Source organism: Pseudomonas shahriarae (assembly GCF_014268455.2).
GTDB classification, from domain to species: Bacteria; Pseudomonadota; Gammaproteobacteria; order Pseudomonadales; family Pseudomonadaceae; genus Aquipseudomonas; species Aquipseudomonas shahriarae.
Map to the genome: position 1 here is coordinate 1886841 of NZ_CP077085.1, position 17353 is coordinate 1904193.

Annotated in this window: 20 protein-coding genes; 18 read left to right on the top strand and 2 right to left on the bottom strand. The window is 62.1% G+C overall.

The features are described from left to right. Window positions 1-4: 4 nt before the first annotated feature. The 13 genes from flhF (at window position 5) to HU773_RS08530 (ending at window position 12108) form a co-directional block, all read left to right on the top strand. Complete coding sequence (flhF, locus tag HU773_RS08470) at window positions 5-1321, top strand: flagellar biosynthesis GTPase FlhF (RefSeq protein ID WP_029292553.1); 1317 nt, start codon at window positions 5-7, stop codon at window positions 1319-1321. Window positions 1322-1421: 100 nt separating this feature from the next. Then, window positions 1422-2255: a flagellar synthesis regulator FleN gene (gene fleN, locus HU773_RS08475; RefSeq protein WP_003192912.1), complete on the top strand. Its 834-nt coding sequence runs from the start codon at window positions 1422-1424 to the stop codon at window positions 2253-2255. After that, complete coding sequence (gene fliA, locus HU773_RS08480; RefSeq protein WP_029292560.1) at window positions 2252-2992, top strand: RNA polymerase sigma factor FliA; 741 nt, start codon at window positions 2252-2254, stop codon at window positions 2990-2992. Before fleN ends, fliA begins: the two co-directional genes overlap by 4 nt. 167 nt (window positions 2993-3159) lie before the next feature. After that, the gene (locus HU773_RS08485) at window positions 3160-3534 is read left to right on the top strand and encodes a chemotaxis response regulator CheY (RefSeq protein ID WP_005790040.1); all 375 of its coding nucleotides are present in this window, start codon (window positions 3160-3162) and stop codon (window positions 3532-3534) included. Between the two features lie 18 nt (window positions 3535-3552). Then, the gene (locus HU773_RS08490; RefSeq protein WP_057438816.1) at window positions 3553-4341 is read left to right on the top strand and encodes a protein phosphatase CheZ; all 789 of its coding nucleotides are present in this window, start codon (window positions 3553-3555) and stop codon (window positions 4339-4341) included. A gap of 12 nt (window positions 4342-4353) precedes the next feature. After that, the gene (locus tag HU773_RS08495) at window positions 4354-6564 is read left to right on the top strand and encodes a chemotaxis protein CheA (protein ID WP_057960235.1); all 2211 of its coding nucleotides are present in this window, start codon (window positions 4354-4356) and stop codon (window positions 6562-6564) included. Between the two features lie 49 nt (window positions 6565-6613). After that, window positions 6614-7735 (top strand): protein-glutamate methylesterase/protein-glutamine glutaminase, encoded by a 1122-nt coding sequence (locus HU773_RS08500; protein WP_057438818.1) that lies wholly within the window; start codon window positions 6614-6616, stop codon window positions 7733-7735. Next, on the top strand, window positions 7735-8475 hold the full coding sequence (locus HU773_RS08505) for a flagellar motor protein (protein WP_029292570.1): 741 nt from the start codon (window positions 7735-7737) through the stop codon (window positions 8473-8475). The genes HU773_RS08500 and HU773_RS08505 overlap by 1 nt, the downstream gene beginning before the upstream one ends. A gap of 15 nt (window positions 8476-8490) precedes the next feature. Beyond that, window positions 8491-9378: a flagellar motor protein MotD gene (motD, locus tag HU773_RS08510; RefSeq protein ID WP_186625964.1), complete on the top strand. Its 888-nt coding sequence runs from the start codon at window positions 8491-8493 to the stop codon at window positions 9376-9378. Window positions 9379-9429: 51 nt separating this feature from the next. Continuing rightward, window positions 9430-10218, top strand: coding sequence for a ParA family protein (locus HU773_RS08515; protein ID WP_057438820.1), 789 nt, complete (start codon window positions 9430-9432; stop codon window positions 10216-10218). 138 nt (window positions 10219-10356) lie between these two features. Continuing rightward, complete coding sequence (locus HU773_RS08520) at window positions 10357-11157, top strand: CheW domain-containing protein (RefSeq protein WP_057960233.1); 801 nt, start codon at window positions 10357-10359, stop codon at window positions 11155-11157. Between the two features lie 75 nt (window positions 11158-11232). After that, window positions 11233-11715: a chemotaxis protein CheW gene (locus HU773_RS08525; RefSeq protein ID WP_032859076.1), complete on the top strand. Its 483-nt coding sequence runs from the start codon at window positions 11233-11235 to the stop codon at window positions 11713-11715. Then, entirely contained in the window at window positions 11716-12108 is a 393-nt protein-coding gene (locus HU773_RS08530) for a DUF2802 domain-containing protein (protein ID WP_057438822.1), read from the top strand. Between the two features lie 381 nt (window positions 12109-12489). Here HU773_RS08530 and HU773_RS08535 read toward each other — a convergent pair whose 3' ends face one another. Both HU773_RS08535 and fliK read right to left on the bottom strand, forming a co-directional pair. After that, the gene (locus HU773_RS08535; RefSeq protein ID WP_186625965.1) at window positions 12490-12819 is read right to left on the bottom strand and encodes an EscU/YscU/HrcU family type III secretion system export apparatus switch protein; all 330 of its coding nucleotides are present in this window, start codon (window positions 12817-12819) and stop codon (window positions 12490-12492) included. After that, window positions 12816-14387: a flagellar hook-length control protein FliK gene (fliK, locus tag HU773_RS08540; protein WP_186625966.1), complete on the bottom strand. Its 1572-nt coding sequence runs from the start codon at window positions 14385-14387 to the stop codon at window positions 12816-12818. The genes HU773_RS08535 and fliK overlap by 4 nt, the downstream gene beginning before the upstream one ends. Window positions 14388-14584: 197 nt before the next feature. Here fliK and ccmA point away from each other — a divergent pair, with 197 nt between their 5' ends. The 5 genes from ccmA to ccmE all read left to right on the top strand — a co-directional run bounded on the left by ccmA (window position 14585) and on the right by ccmE (window position 17351). After that, the gene (gene ccmA / locus HU773_RS08545; RefSeq protein WP_128593038.1) at window positions 14585-15220 is read left to right on the top strand and encodes a cytochrome c biogenesis heme-transporting ATPase CcmA; all 636 of its coding nucleotides are present in this window, start codon (window positions 14585-14587) and stop codon (window positions 15218-15220) included. After that, a complete protein-coding gene (gene ccmB / locus HU773_RS08550; protein WP_032859085.1) occupies window positions 15217-15885 on the top strand; it encodes a heme exporter protein CcmB in 669 nt (222 codons plus the stop codon). The genes ccmA and ccmB overlap by 4 nt, the downstream gene beginning before the upstream one ends. Before the next feature lie 85 nt (window positions 15886-15970). Beyond that, the gene (locus HU773_RS08555; protein ID WP_057958958.1) at window positions 15971-16726 is read left to right on the top strand and encodes a heme ABC transporter permease; all 756 of its coding nucleotides are present in this window, start codon (window positions 15971-15973) and stop codon (window positions 16724-16726) included. Further along, window positions 16723-16899, top strand: coding sequence for a heme exporter protein CcmD (gene ccmD, locus HU773_RS08560; RefSeq protein WP_029292593.1), 177 nt, complete (start codon window positions 16723-16725; stop codon window positions 16897-16899). Before HU773_RS08555 ends, ccmD begins: the two co-directional genes overlap by 4 nt. Then, the gene (gene ccmE / locus HU773_RS08565) at window positions 16896-17351 is read left to right on the top strand and encodes a cytochrome c maturation protein CcmE (protein ID WP_057958959.1); all 456 of its coding nucleotides are present in this window, start codon (window positions 16896-16898) and stop codon (window positions 17349-17351) included. The genes ccmD and ccmE overlap by 4 nt, the downstream gene beginning before the upstream one ends. Window positions 17352-17353 lie beyond the last annotated feature (2 nt).

Below are 17353 nucleotides of genomic sequence, written 5' to 3' on the forward strand. Positions count from 1 at the left end.
GGTTATGCAAGTAAAGCGTTTTTTCGCCGCCGATATGCGTCAGGCCATGAAGCTGGTTCGTGATGAGCTGGGCGCCGACGCGGCTATTATCGGTAACCGTCGCATTGCCGGCGGTGTCGAGCTGACGGCTGCCCTGGATTACAAACCCCAGGCCCTGGCGCCGCGTGTACCGAACATGGAACTCGAAGACGAGTTGCGCAAGACCGCCTCGCGCATTGTCTCGGCCCAGGCCGAGCTGAGCATGCGGGGCGACAGCGATGCGACCACTAATCGCCAATTGTTTGCCGGCCTGCCGCTGACGGCGGCCGAGCCACTGGTAGAGCCGACTTTTGTCGAGCCGCCACGTCCCGCCGCGCCAGCACCGGCCGCTGCGGTTGACCAGCGCGTGTTTGACTCGATGCGTTTTGAACTCAATGGTCTGCGCGAGCTTTTGGAAGTGCAGTTGGGCTCGCTGGCCTGGAACCAGTTGCAGGGCAGCAAGCCGCAACAGGCCAACCTCTGGCGCCGCCTGCAACGCATTGGCCTGTCCGGCCCGTTGTCCCGCGACCTGCTGGAGCTGACCACCGGCATTGAAGAGCCTCGCCAAGCCTGGCGCATGTTGCTGGCGCACCTGGCGCGGATGATCCAGACCCCGGAAATCGAACCCCTTGAAGAAGGTGGCGTGATTGCCATGGTCGGCCCCGCCGGCATGGGCAAGACCACCACCCTGGCCAAGCTGGCCGCCCGTTATGTCCTCAAGTACGGCGCCCACAACATTGCCCTGGTGAGCATGGACAGCTACCGCATCGGCGCGCAGGAACAGCTCAAGACTTTGGGCCGGATCCTCAATGTGCCGGTGACCCATGTCGACCCGGGCCAGTCCCTGGCCAACGCCCTCGACCCACTGCTGCGCAAGCGCGTGGTGCTGATTGATACCGCCGGCCTGCAAGCCAGCGACCCGGCATTGCGCATGCAACTGGAAAGCCTGGCCGGGCGCGGGATCAAGTCGAAAAATTACCTGGTACTTGCAACCACCAGCCAAAAACAGGTTCTGACTGCTGCGTACCACAGCTACAAACGTTGCGGGCTGGCCGGTTGTATCCTGACTAAGCTGGATGAAACCGCAAGCCTGGGCGAAGTGTTGAGCCTTGCCATCAGCCATGAATTACCGGTCGCCTACCTGACCGACGGGCCGCGGATCCCGGATGACTTACATCTGCCGCGCCGTCATCAGTTGGTCAGCCGTGCGGTCAGTGTGCAAATGCAGGATGAACCCAGTGAAGAGGCGATGGCGGATATGTTCGCCGACCTCTATCACAACCCAGCCAAACGGGTCGGCTGAAAGGCAACATGAACACAGTGCAATGTACCTACATTGATGGTCTGCTACCGCGGCCACCCTATGTAGCCTGCGGCTAAGCAAGACAAGGTAAAGAAAGAACATGGGCAGCATGCATCCCGTACAGGTGATCGCGGTGACCGGCGGCAAAGGTGGCGTCGGGAAAACTAACGTGTCAGTGAATTTGTCCCTGGCCCTGGCAGAGCTTGGCCGCCGCGTCATGCTGCTGGATGCCGACCTGGGCCTGGCGAACGTTGACGTTCTGCTGGGACTGACGCCCAAACATACCCTGGCCGATGTCATTGAGGGCCGCTGTGAGCTGCGCGATGTGCTGTTACAGGGGCCCGGGGGGATTCGCATCGTCCCGGCCGCCTCCGGCACCCAGAGCATGGTGCATCTGAGCCCGGCGCAGCATGCCGGCCTGATCCAGGCCTTCAGTGATATCGGCGACAACCTCGACGTGCTGGTGATCGACACCGCCGCCGGGATTGGCGAGTCCGTGGTCAGCTTCGTGCGCGCCGCGCAGGAAGTCTTGCTGGTGGTCTGCGACGAGCCCACCTCGATCACCGACGCCTACGCCCTGATCAAACTGCTCAACCGCGACTACGGCATGAACCGCTTCCGCGTGCTGGCCAACATGGCCCAGAGCCCGCAAGAAGGGCGCAACCTGTTCGCCAAGTTGACCAAGGTCACGGATCGCTTCCTCGATGTCGCCTTACAATACGTCGGCGCAGTTCCCTATGACGAGTGTGTGCGCAAGGCTGTGCAAAAGCAGCGTGCAGTCTATGAAGCGTTCCCTCGTTCGAAATGCGCGTTGGCGTTCAAGGCAATTGCTCAGAAGGTCGATACCTGGCCACTGCCCGCCAATCCCCGGGGGCATCTGGAGTTTTTCGTCGAGCGATTGGTGCATCAGACGAGTGCAGGACCGGTGCTATGACAGCCAGCGGCTACAACCTTTACAAAAAGTCGGCGCGTGACAGCCAGGGCGAATTGATCGAGCGCTATGCGCCCCTGGTCAAGCGCATTGCCTACCACCTGCTGGCACGCCTGCCCGCCAGTGTCCAGGTCGAAGACCTGATCCAGGCGGGCATGATCGGCCTGCTCGAAGTGTCGACCAAGTACGACGCGAGCAAGGGTGCGAGTTTCGAGACGTATGCGGGTATCCGTATCCGTGGCGCGATGCTCGATGAGGTGCGTAAAGGTGATTGGGCGCCGCGTTCGGTCCACCGCAATACCCGGATGGTGAGTGACGCAATTCGCTCAATTGAAGCAAAAACCGGTCGCGACGCTAAAGATCACGAAGTTGCGGCCGAACTCCAATTGAGTCTCGACGATTACTACGGGATTTTGAACGATACCTTGGGCAGCCGCCTGTTCAGTTTCGACGACCTGCTACAGGACGGCGAACATGAAGGGCTGCATGAGGATGGCGCGAGTGCTCACCAGGAGCCTTCACGCGACCTGGAAGATGAACGCTTCCAGGGCGCCCTGGCAGAGGCGATTGCCAATCTGCCGGAACGTGAGCGGCTGGTGTTGGCGCTGTACTACGACGAAGAGCTGAACCTCAAGGAAATCGGTGAGGTCCTGGGGGTCAGCGAATCGCGGGTCAGCCAGCTTCATAGCCAATGCGCGGCCCGCTTGCGGGGGCGTTTGGGAGAGTGGCGAGCGCGCTGACAGGCAGTGTGGGGACACTGCGAACGATAACCGCCAGGGCGCAAGCCCGGCGGGAGCGGCCCGTGATGTGCCCAGCAGTCCTTTTTGTGTAATGCCTGTTGAATGATATGGCGCGCCCAGGTGCTGGACGCGTTTAAGACTGCTTGGAGGTCGAATTGGACAAGAACATGAAAATCCTCATCGTTGATGACTTCTCAACGATGCGGCGGATCATAAAAAACCTGTTGCGTGACCTTGGGTTCACTAACACGGTCGAGGCGGATGACGGCATTACGGCGATTCCGATCCTCAACAGCGGGAGCATCGACTTTCTGGTAACTGACTGGAACATGCCTGGCATGACCGGCATTGATCTACTGCGCCACGTGCGCGCTGATGAAAAGCTGCGCAGCCTGCCTGTGCTGATGGTGACCGCTGAAGCCAAGCGTGAACAGATCATCGAAGCCGCCCAGGCCGGGGTCAACGGCTACGTGGTCAAGCCATTCACTGCACTGGCCTTGAAAGAGAAGATTGAAAAAATCTTCGAACGCATCGGTCATTGATGCTGCCACGGGGGAGCTATGGAGCATAAAGAATCATCGCAGGCCGACTTTGAGTCGACCCTGAAAAAACATGCTCACCAACTCGTCGAAAGCCTGGAAAAAGGCCAGTTCGGCGACGCAGTGCAGTTGATCCATGAGCTCAACCAGACCCGCGACCGCGGCCTGTATCAGGAAGTGGGCAAGCTCACCCGTGAGTTGCACAGTGCGATCGTCAATTTCCAGATCGACCCGCACATGCCCCAGGCCGAGGAAATCTCGCAGATCACTGATGCCACCGAACGCCTGTCCTATGTGGTCAGGCTGACTGAGGCGGCAGCCAATCGCACCATGGACCTGGTGGAAAACGCCACGCCCCTGGTGAACGGCATGGCCAACGAGGCCAAGGCGTTGAGCACCGACTGGGGCCGCTTCATGCGGCGCGAAGTGGGCGCTGAAGAATTTCGTGACCTGGCGCGTCGGGTCGAAGGCTTCCTGTCACGCAGCGAGCAGGAAAACCGTACGGTTTCCAGCAACCTCAATGACATTCTGCTGGCCCAGGATTACCAGGACCTTACCGGTCAGGTGATCAAGCGCGTGACCCTGCTGGTCACCGAAGTGGAAAGCAACCTGCTCAAACTGGTGCTGATGGCTGGCCAAGTCGACCGTTTTGCCGGCATCGAACACGACCGCGAAGCGATCCTCTCGGAAAAAGATCCACAAAAACACCTCGCCAAGGGTGAAGGTCCGCAGATTCATGCCGATAAACGTGAAGACGTTATGTCAGGTCAAGATGACGTAGACGATTTGCTGTCCAGTTTAGGCTTCTAAGGAGCACGCAATATGAGCTTCGGCGCCGATGAAGAAATCCTTCAGGATTTCCTTGTAGAGGCCGGCGAAATTCTAGAGCAGTTGTCCGAGCAACTGGTCGAGCTGGAAAGCCGACCGGATGATGCGAACCTGCTCAATGCAATTTTTCGCGGTTTTCACACTGTAAAAGGGGGCGCCGGCTTCCTCCAGCTCCATGAGCTGGTGGAGTGCTGCCACATCGCCGAAAACGTGTTCGACATCCTGCGCAAGGGTGAGCGGCACGTTGATTCGGAATTGATGGACGTGATCCTCGAAGCCCTGGACGCGGTCAACGGCATGTTCAATGAAGTGCGCGAACGCGCACCCATTACGGCTGCCACCCCGGAACTGCTGGCCGCCCTGGCGCGCCTGGCAGAGCCTGGCGCGGTAGCTGCCGCCCCGGTGGTTGAGGCGGCGCCTGAGCCAGTGGCCGAACCCGACGTCACTGACAGCGAGTTCGAGCAACTGCTGGACTCCCTCAATGCGGTCAAGGCCGAGGCAGAAGCCCCGGCCGCAGCTGCGCCGCCGATGGTGCCGACCACCGAAGACATCACCGACGCCGAGTTCGAGTCATTGCTCGACCAGTTGCACGGCAAGGGCCAGTTCGCCCCGGACGCCGTGGCAGCCGCACCGACGCCGGTGGAGCCTGCTGCGCCAGCGGCCAGCACCGATATCACCGACGACGAATTTGAAGCACTGCTGGATCAGTTGCATGGCAAGGGCTCGTTTGCTGCCGAGGCGTTGCCGGCAGTCGCTGCGGCGGCTGCGGCTGCACCGGCTGCGGCGCCGGCTGTCGCTCCGGCGGCGGATGGCCTGATCAGCGATCACGAATTCGAATCCCTGCTGGATGAGTTGCACGGCAAGGGCAAGTTTTCCGAGGTGGCACCTGCCGCCGCAGCCGCCGCGACCGCCACCGCAGCGGTGGCCAAGCCTGCACCCGTTGCTGCCAAGGCCGCAGCACCGGCTCCCGCCCGTGCCGCCGCCCCGGCGCCAGCCCGCGCTCCGGCACCTGCCGACAAAGCCCCGGCCAGTGAAGCCGAAACCACCGTGCGGGTCGATACCGCGCGCCTGGACGACATCATGAACATGGTCGGCGAACTGGTGCTGGTGCGTAACCGCCTGGTACGCCTGGGCTTGAGCAGTGGCGACGAAGCCATGCAAAAGGCCGTGTCGAACCTCGACGTGGTCACTGCCGACCTGCAGACCGCGGTGATGAAAACGCGCATGCAGCCGATCAAGAAAGTCTTCGGGCGCTTCCCGCGCCTGGTGCGTGACTTGGCCCGGCAGTTGAAAAAAGAGATCGCCCTGGAACTGGTGGGTGAAGAGACCGACCTCGACAAAAACCTGGTCGAGGCCCTGGCCGACCCGCTGGTCCACTTGGTGCGCAACGCGGTCGACCACGGTGTGGAAACTCCGGAGGAGCGCGAAGCCAGTGGCAAGCCGCGTCTGGGCAAAGTGATCCTGGCGGCCGAACAGGAAGGCGACCATATCCTGCTGTCGATCACCGATGACGGCAAAGGTATGGACTCCAATATCCTGCGCGGCATCGCGGTCAAACGCGGCGTCATGGACAAGGACGCCGCCGACCGCCTGACCGATACCGAGTGCTACAACCTGATTTTCGCCCCGGGCTTCTCGACCAAGACCGAGATTTCCGATGTGTCCGGCCGTGGCGTGGGCATGGACGTGGTGAAGACCAAGATCAGCCAGCTCAATGGCTCGATCAATATTTACTCGACCAAGGGCCAAGGTTCGAAGATCGTCATCAAGGTGCCGTTGACCCTGGCGATCATGCCGACCCTGATGGTGATGCTGGGCAACCAGGCGTTCGCCTTCCCGCTGGTCAACGTCAACGAAATCTTCCACCTCGACCTGTCGCGCACCAACGTGGTCGACGGCCAGGAAGTGGTGATTGTGCGGGACAAGGCCCTGCCTCTGTTCTACCTCAAGCGTTGGCTGGTGGCGTCTGCCGCTCATGAAGAGCAGCGCGAAGGCCACGTGGTGATCCTGTCCGTGGGCACCCAGCGTATCGGCTTTGTCGTCGATCAACTGGTTGGCCAGGAAGAAGTAGTCATCAAGCCATTGGGCAAGATGCTGCAAGGAACGCCAGGCATGTCGGGTGCGACCATTACCGGTGACGGTCGGATCGCGCTGATTCTCGATGTTCCGAGCATGCTCAAGCGTTACGCCGCACGGCGTATTTGATTCGGCCCGGGCAGGGCGGTTGTCCCTCGCCCGGCCTAACGGAGTGGTTATGGTAGTCAAGGTTCTGGTGGTGGACGATTCGGGTTTCTTCCGCCGCCGCGTCTCGGAAATTCTTTCAGCGGATTCCAACATCCAGGTGGTCGGTACGGCCACCAATGGCAAAGAGGCGATTGATCAGGCCCTGGCATTGAAGCCGGACGTGATCACCATGGACTACGAGATGCCGATGATGGATGGCATCACCGCCGTGCGCCACATCATGCAGCGTTGCCCGACCCCGGTCTTGATGTTCTCGTCGCTGACCCACGAAGGCGCCCGGGTGACCCTCGACGCGCTGGACGCTGGCGCCGTGGACTTTCTGCCGAAGAATTTCGAAGACATCTCGCGCAACCCGGAAAAGGTCAAGCAGATGCTCTGCGAGAAGGTGCACAGCATCTCGCGCAGCAACCGCAGCAGCTTCCGCGCGCCGGTGGCTCCCGCCCCGGTACCGGCGCCGGCACCGACCAGCAGCAGTTTCGGGCGCCCGGCTCCTGCCCCTGTGGCACGGCCTGCCGTGGCCCCGACGCGTGCGCCGGCGCCCAGTGCGTCGTCGCCCGCGCCCAAGCGCAAGGCCTACAAGCTGGTGGCCATTGGCACGTCCACTGGCGGCCCGGTGGCCTTGCAGCGCGTCTTGACCCAGTTGCCGGCCAACTTCCCTGCGCCGATCGTGTTGATCCAGCATATGCCCGCCGCGTTCACCAAGGCCTTTGCCGAGCGCCTGGACAAGCTGTGCCGCATCAGCGTCAAGGAAGCCGAAGACGGCGACATCCTGCGCCCGGGCCTGGCGTTGCTGGCCCCCGGTGGCAAGCAAATGATGGTCGACGGTCGCGGCGCGGTGAAAATCCTGCCGGGTGACGAGCGCCTGAACTACAAGCCGTGCGTGGATATCACCTTCGGTTCGGCGGCCAAGTCCTACGGTGACAAAGTTCTGGCGGTGGTCCTCACCGGTATGGGCGCCGACGGTCGTGAAGGCGCGCGCCTGCTCAAGCAGGGCGGTAGCTCGATCTGGGCCCAGGACGAAGCCAGTTGCGTGATCTATGGCATGCCCATGGCTATCGTCAAGGCCGACCTGGCCGACGCGGTCTACAGCCTGGATGACATCGGCAAGCACCTGGTGGAGGCCTGTCACTGATGGATGTGTTGAGCCTGGTTGGGATCCTTCTGGCGTTTGTCGCCATTATCGGTGGCAACTACCTGGAAGGCGGCCATCTTGGCGCGCTGGCCAACGGTCCGGCGGCGCTGATCGTGATCGGCGGCACCGTCGGCGCGGCGCTGTTGCAGTCGCCCCTGAGCTCATTCAAGCGGGCGATGCAGATCCTGGTGTGGATCATTTTCCCGCCACGCGTGGACCTGGCCGGCGGTATCGACCGCGTGGTCAACTGGAGCCTCACCGCGCGCAAGGAGGGCCTGCTGGGCCTGGAAGGCGTGGCCGATGCCGAACCCGACAGCTACGCACGCAAAGGCCTGCAACTGCTGGTGGACGGCGCGGAGCCGGAAGCCATCCGCAGCATCCTCGAAGTGGACTTCTACACCCAGGAAAGCCGCGATATCAACGCGGCCAAAGTCTTTGAAAGCATGGGCGGCTACGCGCCGACCATCGGCATCATCGGTGCGGTGATGGGCTTGATCCACGTGATGGGCAACCTGGCCGACCCCTCGCAACTGGGCAGCGGCATTGCCGTGGCGTTCGTCGCCACCATCTATGGCGTGGCCAGTGCCAACCTTTTGCTGCTGCCGATTGCCAGCAAGCTCAAATCCATTGCCATGCGCCAGTCCCGTTACCGGGAAATGCTGCTGGAGGGCATCCTGTCGATTGCCGAGGGTGAGAACCCACGCTCCATTGAATTGAAGCTTCAGGGCTTCATGGATTGATGGGGGGTATTGCCTGTGAGCCGTCGCCGCCGCGAGCCTGAAGAGCACGTCAACCATGAGCGCTGGCTGGTGTCCTACGCCGATTTCATCACCTTGCTGTTCGCCTTTTTTGTGGTGATGTACTCCATTTCCTCGATCAACGAAGGCAAGTACAAGGTCATCTCCGAAGCCCTGGTAGGCGTATTTACCGATTCGGACCGGGCCCTCAAACCGATTCCCATTGGCGACGAACGGCCCAAGACCACCACCCCGGCCAAACCCCTGGTCAAGGACAGCGACGAGACCGACGCCGGCATCAGTGGCGGCAGCGACCCGCTCACGAGCATCGCCGACGATATCAGCGCGGCGTTTGGCGACCTGATCAGCTCCAACCAGATGACCATTCGTGGCAATGAGTTGTGGGTGGAGATCGAGCTTAACTCCAGCCTGCTGTTCGCCAGCGCCGATGCTATCCCCAGCGACATAGCCTTCAGCATCATCGACAAGGTGGCGGCCATCCTCAAACCCTTCGACAACCCGATCCACGTCGAAGGCTTTACCGATGACCAGCCGATCCATACCGCGCAATTCCCCACCAACTGGGAACTGTCGTCGGCGCGTTCGGCGAGCATCGTGCGCATGCTGGCGATGCAGGGCGTGAACCCCGGGCGCCTGGCGTCGGTGGGGTACGGCGAATTCCAGCCGGTGGCCAATAATGCGACGGCCGAAGGTCGCGCGCGCAACCGGCGGGTAGTGTTGGTGGTGTCGCGCAACCTCGATGTGCGGCGCAGCCTGACTGCCACCGGTGCGGCCAATGCACAACCTGATGCCGCAATGAAGCGGGCTGGCACACAAACTGCACCGACGCCCGTAAAGCCGCCGGTTCGTGAGAGTGCCGTCAATTCTCTGTCACCGGCTCTATAACCTCGTGCTATTTCTCGGTCGAGCCAGTGCCTGCCGGGAGGAACAATCCGAATGAGAGTCTGGGCAGTTGCCAATCAAAAAGGTGGGGTCGGCAAGACCACCACCTCCATCGCCTTAGCCGGCCTGCTGGCCGAGGCGGGCAAGCGCGTGGTCATTGTCGACCTGGATCCCCATGGCTCGATGACCAGCTATTTCGGCTACGACCCCGATGCCCTGGAACACAGCTGCTTTGACCTGTTCCTGCACAAGGGCAGCGTCCCCGCAGGCTTGCCCGGGCAACTGCTGCTGCCCACCAGCAACGAGAAGATTTCCCTGTTGCCCTCCAGCACCGCCCTGGCCACCCTCGAGCGCCAGTCGCCGGGGCAGAGCGGCCTGGGCCTGGTGATCGCCAAGAGCCTGGCGCAACTGTGGCAGGACTTCGACTACGCCATCATCGACAGCCCGCCATTGCTTGGCGTGCTGATGGTCAATGCCCTGGCGGCCAGCCAGCAGTTGGTGATCCCGGTGCAGACCGAGCACTTGGCGGTCAAGGGCCTGGAGCGCATGGTCAATACCCTGGCGATGATCAACCGTTCGCGCAAACAGGCGTTGCCGTTCAGCATCGTGCCGACCCTGTTCGACCGTCGCACCCAGGCTTCCCTCGGCACCCTGCGCGTACTGCGCGATGCTTACCCCGAGACCATCTGGCAAGGCTATATCCCGGTGGACACGCGCTTGCGTGACGCCAGCCGCGCCGGCCTCGCTCCCTCGCAATTCGATGGCAAAAGCCGTGGCGTGCTGGCGTACCGCGCCTTGCTCAAGCATCTGTTGGCCCAGCAACTTGTGGCGCAGGTGGCGTGAAATGAACAACCCTGTAGGAGCGAGTCTTGCCCGCGATGGGTTTTGCCTGATGTCACGGACTTTTGATTCAAGTCCGAGCACGGGCAGGCCGATAACCTTTGAATACACGGTTAACGGTGCGCGCGCGTGGGCATACAGATGAATCGTCCTGTCGATATCAAGACCCGGCCGCAACTGGCGCTGCAGTCCTACCTGGACGCACTGTTGCAGGATGCGACCGAGGAAGTGCTGCCCGAGCCGATCCTGGTGCTGGATGAAGTCCTGGCGGTGCCTGTGGTCGAGGCTGAGGCCAGCCTGGATGAGTTTCAACTGGCGGTCCTCGAAGAGCAGGCCCGTGATGCGTTGGCGGTGCCTGTCGCCGTCGCGGTCGTGGAAACGCCTGCACCTCTGGTGCTGGTGCCGCCGGTGGCCGAGGTGCATCGACCGCCGAGCATTACGCCGCCACCGGTGGAAACCGATGGTCGGCCAGCGTGGGCTGCCGAGTCGTTCGAATGCCTGCTGTTCGATGTGGCCGGGTTGACCCTGGCGGTGCCGCTGGTGTGCCTGGGGTCGATTTACTCCCTGGAAGGCCAGGAATTGACGCCGTTGTTTGGCCAGCCGGAGTGGTTCCTCGGGATCCTGCCGAGCCAGGCCGGCAACCTCAAGGTGCTGGATACTGCGCGCTGGGTGATGCCCGACCGCTATCGCGACGATTTCCGCCAGGGCCTGCAATACGTGATCTCGGTGCAGGGCTACGAATGGGGGCTGGCGGTGCATCAGGTCAGCCGTTCGCTGCGCCTGGACCCCAATGAAATCAAATGGCGCAGCCACCGTGGCCAGCGGCCATGGCTGGCGGGCACCGTGATCGAACATATGTGCGCGCTGCTGGATGTCGCCGAATTGGCGGAGCTGATAGCCAGCGGCGCGGTAAAAGATCTGCCAGGTAACAAACGTACTTGATAAGAGGCGCAGTACCACGGTGCTGCCAAAGAAGAACACACGCCGTTATCAACGGTATTTGAAGGGGTCAGGGGTATGAATAAGTCAGCGTCCGCACAGGGTTTGGATGATCCGATTCTGCAATGGGTAACCTTCAAGCTGGACAACGAGTCTTACGGCATCAACGTGATGCGCGTGCAGGAAGTGCTGCGCTACACCGAAATCGCGCCAGTGCCGGGTGCGCCGAGCTACGTGCTGGGCATCATCAACCTGCGCGGCAACGTGGTGACCGTGATCGACACGCGCCAGCGTTTTGGCCTGATGCCGACTGAAGTCAACGACAACACGCGTATCGTCATCATCGAAGCCGACAAGCAAGTGGTCGGGATCATGGTCGACAGCGTGGCCGAAGTGGTTTACCTGCGCCAATCGGAAGTCGAGACCGCGCCGAATGTCGGCAACGAAGAATCGGCCAAGTTCATCCAGGGTGTGTGCAACAAGAACGGCGAGCTGCTGATCCTGGTTGAGCTGGACAAGATGATGAGCGAAGAAGAGTGGTCGGACCTGGAGAACATCTGATTGATGCTTGAGGTAGCGGTAATCGTCCTGGCCCTGCTGTGGGTCGGGACTGTAGTGGTATTGCTGCGCCATATGCGCCAGCAACGCGAATTGGCCTTGCAACAGGCCGAGCGCGACGCCGTGCGCGACCAGCGCCTGCGCGAGATGGCCAAGCGCGTGGACAACTACCAGCAAAGCGCCGTGCGGGTAGGGGAGGACGTGCACGAACTGCGCGCCATCCTCGCCCCGTTGCCCGACAAACTGTCGGCACTGGAACAGCGCGACCCGGCCAACCTGTCTTTTGCCCAGGCGGCAAAACTGGTGGGCATGGGCGCTACGGTGGACGAACTGACCCAATCCTGCGGCCTGACCCAGGCCGAGGCACAGTTGATGAGCAAGTTGCACAAAAGCTGACACTGTACTGATTCAAATGTAGGAGCAGGCTTGCTCGCGAAAGCGGTGGGTCAGTCAATACATGTACCGACTGACCCACCGCCATCGCAGGCAAGCCAGCTCCCACACTTGTTTTTTGTCGCCCCCACTTCCAGCACTCGCCGCAGTTCCAATGTGGGAGTTGCACAAAAGCTGACACTCTATTGATTCAAATGTGGGAGCAGGCAAGCCAGCCCACACTTATTTTTACCGCCCCCACTTCCAGCACCCGCCGCAATTCCCATGTGGGAGCGGGCTTGCTCGCGAAAGCGGTGGGTCAGTCAATACATGTACCGACTGACCCACCGCTTTCGCGAGCAAGCCCGCTCCCACATTTTTTGATCTGCGTGCATCCTCGAAACGTCAGTAATCATCCCCGCGCGCCGTCACATCCCGCTCCACTGGCTCGGCATTCGGGTCATACCCCGCGGGGAACTTGCCTTTGAGCGTCCAGGCAAACGCAATAATCTCGGCGATGGTGCGGTACAGCTCTTCGGGAATGCTGTCACCCAACTCCATGCGCGCCAGCAGTTTCACCAGCTCGGCATTTTCATAAATCGGGACTTCATGTTCCCGCGCCAACTTCAGGATGGCTTCGGCCAGGGCGTCGTCGCCTTTGGCGGTCAGGGCGGGGGCGGCTTTGCCGTCGTATTTGAGGGCGATGGCCTGGCGTGCTGGGTTGGGGTTTTTCATGCAGTTTCATCCACCCAGCGTTGTTCCAGCCCGGTCTTTGGCCCGCGGGGCGGGGTGCCGAGGTGGCAGTCGAGGTCGCCGACATTGAGGCCCGACGACACCAGGCGCTCGCGCAGGCTGCCCAGGTGGCTTTCGATCAGGCTAGCGGTGTAGGGGCGGGTGGCCCATAGCTGGCTGGACAGTTTGCCCTGGCTCAATTGTGCCTGGACCTGCAAGGGCCCCAGAGGCTCCATGTCGAAGGCCAGTTCCACGCGCCACAGCATCTTCTTCGCGTCGCGTTCGATCTTGCGTTCCGGCTCGTCCTTGTCCGGCGCCGGCTCTTCGCGCTGGAACTTGACCTGCAGCGGCACGATGTCTTGCAAGGTGCGCATGGGGATTTCCAGTTGCCAGGTGGTTTGCAGGCGGCCATCGGCGGTGGTGCCACTCTGTTCCAGGCTCGACAGTTGATGGCTCTGCAAGCGCGAGATGGCGCCGGCGGCCAGGCGCAGCAGGGTTTCCAGGCTGTTTTCACCGTCCAGGCGCTGCAGCAGGCGCTCCGGCAATGGGAAGCCGCCCGGGGCGTTGCGGGCGCCCACCTGGCCGAGGGTACCCAGCGGGCTGCGGACAAAGCTGGGCAGCATCTGCGCCAGGGTATTGGCGGCCAGGATCGCGTTGAGGTTGGTGTTGGCGGGCAGGGCGGGTAGCAATTCGTTGACCAGGCGCAGCAGGCTGCCTTTCATATCCAGCGGCGGCACTTGCGGGTTTTGCCCGGCCAGCAGCTTGGCTTCAAGGAACACGCCGCTGTTGTGCAGCAGTTGCGCCAGCACCTTGGGGTTGCTGACCTGCGCCACATCCGGCAGCCCGGCCAGCAGGCGATCGACGGCGGCGCGCAATTGCGCGGAGGTGTCATCGGGCAGGTTTTTCAGGGCATTGAACACGCCCTCCAGTGAGGCCTGGCGGCTTTGCTGGGCGGCCAGTTGCTGGCTGACCGCCAGTTGATCGCGCAGCCCGCTCAGGGGCACGAAATCCAGGGTCTGCGCACCCTGCACCACGGCACTCAACAAGCTACCGACGCGCAGCGGTTGCGGGCTTTCCAGGGTCAGGGTGGTACCGCTCAGGGCGTTGTTGAGCACCGACACCAGCGAACGGTATAGCGCCGGTTGCCCGGCGCCCTGGGGCAGCATCTGCGAGGTCAGCACCTTGGCCTGGAGCAAGGTGCCCACCGGCAACTGGTGGGTGTCGATGCGGGTCAGGGCGGCGACATTGGCGCTGAGGGCCTGCTGCAGGCTGATCGCCAGGTCGCCCGATGCCGTCTGGCTCACCGCCACATTGCTGCCCAGGGGCAGTGGCTGGCTGCTCGCGGCCTGCACCAGGGTTTGCCGGCCACCTTCAAGGGTCAGCTTGAGCAACAGCTGAAAGGCTTCACCGCCTTGCTTGAGCGCCAGGACCTCGGCGTTCACGGTTTTGCCGGCGTCGATCAACCCTGTCTGCGGCTCCAGCAGTTTCAGCAGTTCGCCCACCGCAGGCGCAGGCCTGGGCCCGGAAGCCGGGGCAGGGGGCAGGGTCGGAAGGTTGATGTCACCGGTCATCGTGGCCGCCGTCTCAAGGAAATTGCCCTCTTTAGAGTAGGGCATCACATGTATAATGCCGCCCGTCTTCAAAGAGCGGGTCAAAAACATCTCAACTGATTGATCCAGCTCTCTAAAACAGGCCGCCAATGCAGTTATTGTGCATCTCTTTAACGGCCGTTCCACCGCCGACTTGAACCGTAAAGGCCCGCGATCTTGTGACCAGCCCCCTACTTGAAGCCGTTGCGCTTGCCTGTGAGCGAGACCTGCGGATGCTGTTCGAACACCTCGAGTTGCGGCTGTCGGCGGGCGACATGGTGCAGATCAGCGGCCCCAACGGCAGTGGCAAGACCAGCCTGCTGCGCCTGCTGGCCGGTTTGATGCAGCCCACGGCAGGCCAGGTGCGCCTCAATGGCAAGCCGCTGCAAGAGCAACGCACGGAGCTGGCGCGCAATCTGGTGTGGATCGGCCACGCTGCGGGGATCAAGGATGTGCTGACGGCCGAAGAGAACCTCAGTTGGCTCAGCGCCCTGCATCATCCGGCCTCGCGCGCATCCATCTGGCAGGCCCTGGCGGCCGTCGGGCTCAAGGGCTTCGAAGATGTGCCGTGCCATACCCTGTCGGCCGGCCAGCAGCGCCGGGTGGCCCTGGCCCGCCTGTACCTGGAGGGCCCGCCGTTGTGGATCCTCGACGAACCCTTCACCGCCCTCGACAAGCAGGGCGTGGCGCAGCTCGAAGAACACCTGGCCCGGCACTGCGAGCAAGGCGGCATGGTGGTCCTCACTACCCACCACACCTTGACCCGCATGCCTGCCGGTTACCGCGACCTGGACCTGGGACGGTGGTCGGTATGAGTGTATTTGCCCTGTTGGTCGCCCGCGAAGCCCGTTTGCTGTGTCGCCGCCCGGCTGAACTGGCCAACCCGCTGGTGTTCTTCGCGATTGTCATCGCGTTGTTCCCGTTGGCGGTCGGTCCCGAGACTAAACTGTTGCAAACCTTGTCTCCGGGACTGGTGTGGGTCGCGGCCCTTTTGTCCGTCCTGCTCTCGCTGGACGGGCTGTTTCGCAGTGATTTTGAAGATGGTTCCCTTGAACAGTGGGTCCTTTCGTCGCACCCTCTGCCTCTTCTGGTTCTGGCCAAGGTACTGGCACACTGGGCCTTCTCCGGCCTGGCGCTGGTCCTGCTCGCACCGCTGCTGGCGATGATGCTGGGCCTGCCCGCCGAATGCCTGCCCGTCTTGCTGGCCTCGTTGTTGCTAGGTACCCCGGTGCTGAGCCTGCTGGGGGCGGTGGGTGCAGCACTGACGGTGGGCCTGAAACGTGGGGGGCTGTTGCTGGCCTTGCTGATTCTGCCTTTGTATATCCCGGTATTGATCCTGGGCAGCGGCGCCTTGCAGGCCGCGCTCATGGGGATGCCGGCGACCGGTTACCTCTTGTGGCTTGGCAGCCTGACCGCCCTGGCGGTAACCCTGACACCCTTTGCTATAGCGGCCGGCCTGAAGATCAGCGTCGGCGAATAATGAGGTCTGACCCGGTATTTTCACTGCGTCAGTAAAGACCCTAAGCTTCTTGCAACGACAAGAAGCAACCGTGATGGAAACAGCAATGAACTGGACCTGGTTTCACAAGCTCGGCTCGCCCAAGTGGTTCTACGGGATCAGCGGCAAAATGCTGCCCTGGCTCGCCGTCGCCGCCTTCCTGCTGATCGGTATCGGCCTGGTCTGGGGCCTGGCCTTCGCACCACCGGACTACCAGCAGGGCAACAGCTTTCGCATCATCTATATCCACGTGCCCGCCGCGCTGCTGGCCCAGTCCTGCTACGTGATGCTCGCGGTGTGCGGCATTGTCGGGCTGGTGTGGAAGATGAAGCTGGCCGACGTCGCCCTGCAATGCGCGGCGCCCATCGGTGCGTGGATGACCGCGGTGGCGCTGCTCACCGGGGCAATCTGGGGCAAACCGACCTGGGGCTCGTGGTGGGTCTGGGATGCGCGACTAACGTCCATGTTGATTCTGCTGTTTCTGTACTTCGGTCTGATTGCCCTGGGCAACGCGATCAGCAATCGTGACAGCGCCGCCAAGGCCTGCGCGGTGCTGGCGATTGTCGGCGTGATCAATATCCCGATCATCAAGTACTCGGTGGAGTGGTGGAACACCCTGCACCAGGGCGCCACCTTCACCCTCACTGAAAAACCGGCGATGCCCGTGGAAATGTGGGCGCCGCTGCTGCTGATGGTCCTGGGCTTCTACTGCTTCTTCGGCGCAGTGTTGCTGATGCGCATGCGCCTCGAAGTGCTCAAGCGTGAAGCCCGCGCCAGTTGGGTCAAGGTCGAAGTGCAAAACAGCCTGGGAGCCCGTGGATGAGTTTCGCCTCTTTCAGTGATTTTCTCGCCATGGGCCACCACGGCCTGTACGTCTGGACAGCCTATGGCATCAGCCTGGCAGTCCTGGCCCTCAACGTTGTTGCGCCGATCCTGGCCCGCAAGCGTTACCTGCAACAAGAGGCGCGTCGTCTGCGCCGGGAGACCGATAAGTGAATCCGCTGCGTAGAAAGCGTCTGTTGATCATCCTTGCCATCCTGGTGGGCGTCGGGTTAGCCGTAGGCCTGGCCTTGAGTGCCCTGCAGCAGAACATCAACCTGTTCTATACCCCGACCCAGATCGCCAATGGCGAAGCGCCGCAAGACACGCGGATCCGTGCCGGTGGCATGGTCGAGGCCGGCTCCCTGAAGCGTTCCGGCGACTCCCTGGACGTGACCTTCGTGGTTACCGACTTCAACAAATCCGTGACCATCACCTACCGCGGCATCCTCCCGGACCTGTTCCGCGAAGGGCAGGGCATCGTTGCCTTGGGCAAGATCAACGCCCAGGGCGTGGTGGTGGCCGATGAAGTGTTGGCCAAGCACGATGAAAAATACATGCCGCCGGAAGTGACCAAGGCCCTTAAAGACAGCGGCCAATCCGCGCCCACCCCAGCCAAGGAGGGTTAAGC

Coding starts and splice junctions, on each gene's coding strand:
- flhF (WP_029292553.1), top strand. CDS start 5: ATGCAAGTAAAGCGTTTTTTCGCCGCCGATATGCGTCAGGCCATGAAG.
- fleN (WP_003192912.1), top strand. CDS start 1,422: ATGGGCAGCATGCATCCCGTACAGGTGATCGCGGTGACCGGCGGCAAA.
- fliA (WP_029292560.1), top strand. CDS start 2,252: ATGACAGCCAGCGGCTACAACCTTTACAAAAAGTCGGCGCGTGACAGC.
- HU773_RS08485 (WP_005790040.1), top strand. CDS start 3,160: ATGAAAATCCTCATCGTTGATGACTTCTCAACGATGCGGCGGATCATA.
- HU773_RS08490 (WP_057438816.1), top strand. CDS start 3,553: ATGGAGCATAAAGAATCATCGCAGGCCGACTTTGAGTCGACCCTGAAA.
- HU773_RS08495 (WP_057960235.1), top strand. CDS start 4,354: ATGAGCTTCGGCGCCGATGAAGAAATCCTTCAGGATTTCCTTGTAGAG.
- HU773_RS08500 (WP_057438818.1), top strand. CDS start 6,614: ATGGTAGTCAAGGTTCTGGTGGTGGACGATTCGGGTTTCTTCCGCCGC.
- HU773_RS08505 (WP_029292570.1), top strand. CDS start 7,735: ATGGATGTGTTGAGCCTGGTTGGGATCCTTCTGGCGTTTGTCGCCATT.
- HU773_RS08515 (WP_057438820.1), top strand. CDS start 9,430: ATGAGAGTCTGGGCAGTTGCCAATCAAAAAGGTGGGGTCGGCAAGACC.
- HU773_RS08520 (WP_057960233.1), top strand. CDS start 10,357: ATGAATCGTCCTGTCGATATCAAGACCCGGCCGCAACTGGCGCTGCAG.
- HU773_RS08525 (WP_032859076.1), top strand. CDS start 11,233: ATGAATAAGTCAGCGTCCGCACAGGGTTTGGATGATCCGATTCTGCAA.
- HU773_RS08535 (WP_186625965.1), bottom strand. CDS start 12,819: ATGAAAAACCCCAACCCAGCACGCCAGGCCATCGCCCTCAAATACGAC.
- fliK (WP_186625966.1), bottom strand. CDS start 14,387: ATGACCGGTGACATCAACCTTCCGACCCTGCCCCCTGCCCCGGCTTCC.
- ccmB (WP_032859085.1), top strand. CDS start 15,217: ATGAGTGTATTTGCCCTGTTGGTCGCCCGCGAAGCCCGTTTGCTGTGT.
- HU773_RS08555 (WP_057958958.1), top strand. CDS start 15,971: ATGAACTGGACCTGGTTTCACAAGCTCGGCTCGCCCAAGTGGTTCTAC.
- ccmD (WP_029292593.1), top strand. CDS start 16,723: ATGAGTTTCGCCTCTTTCAGTGATTTTCTCGCCATGGGCCACCACGGC.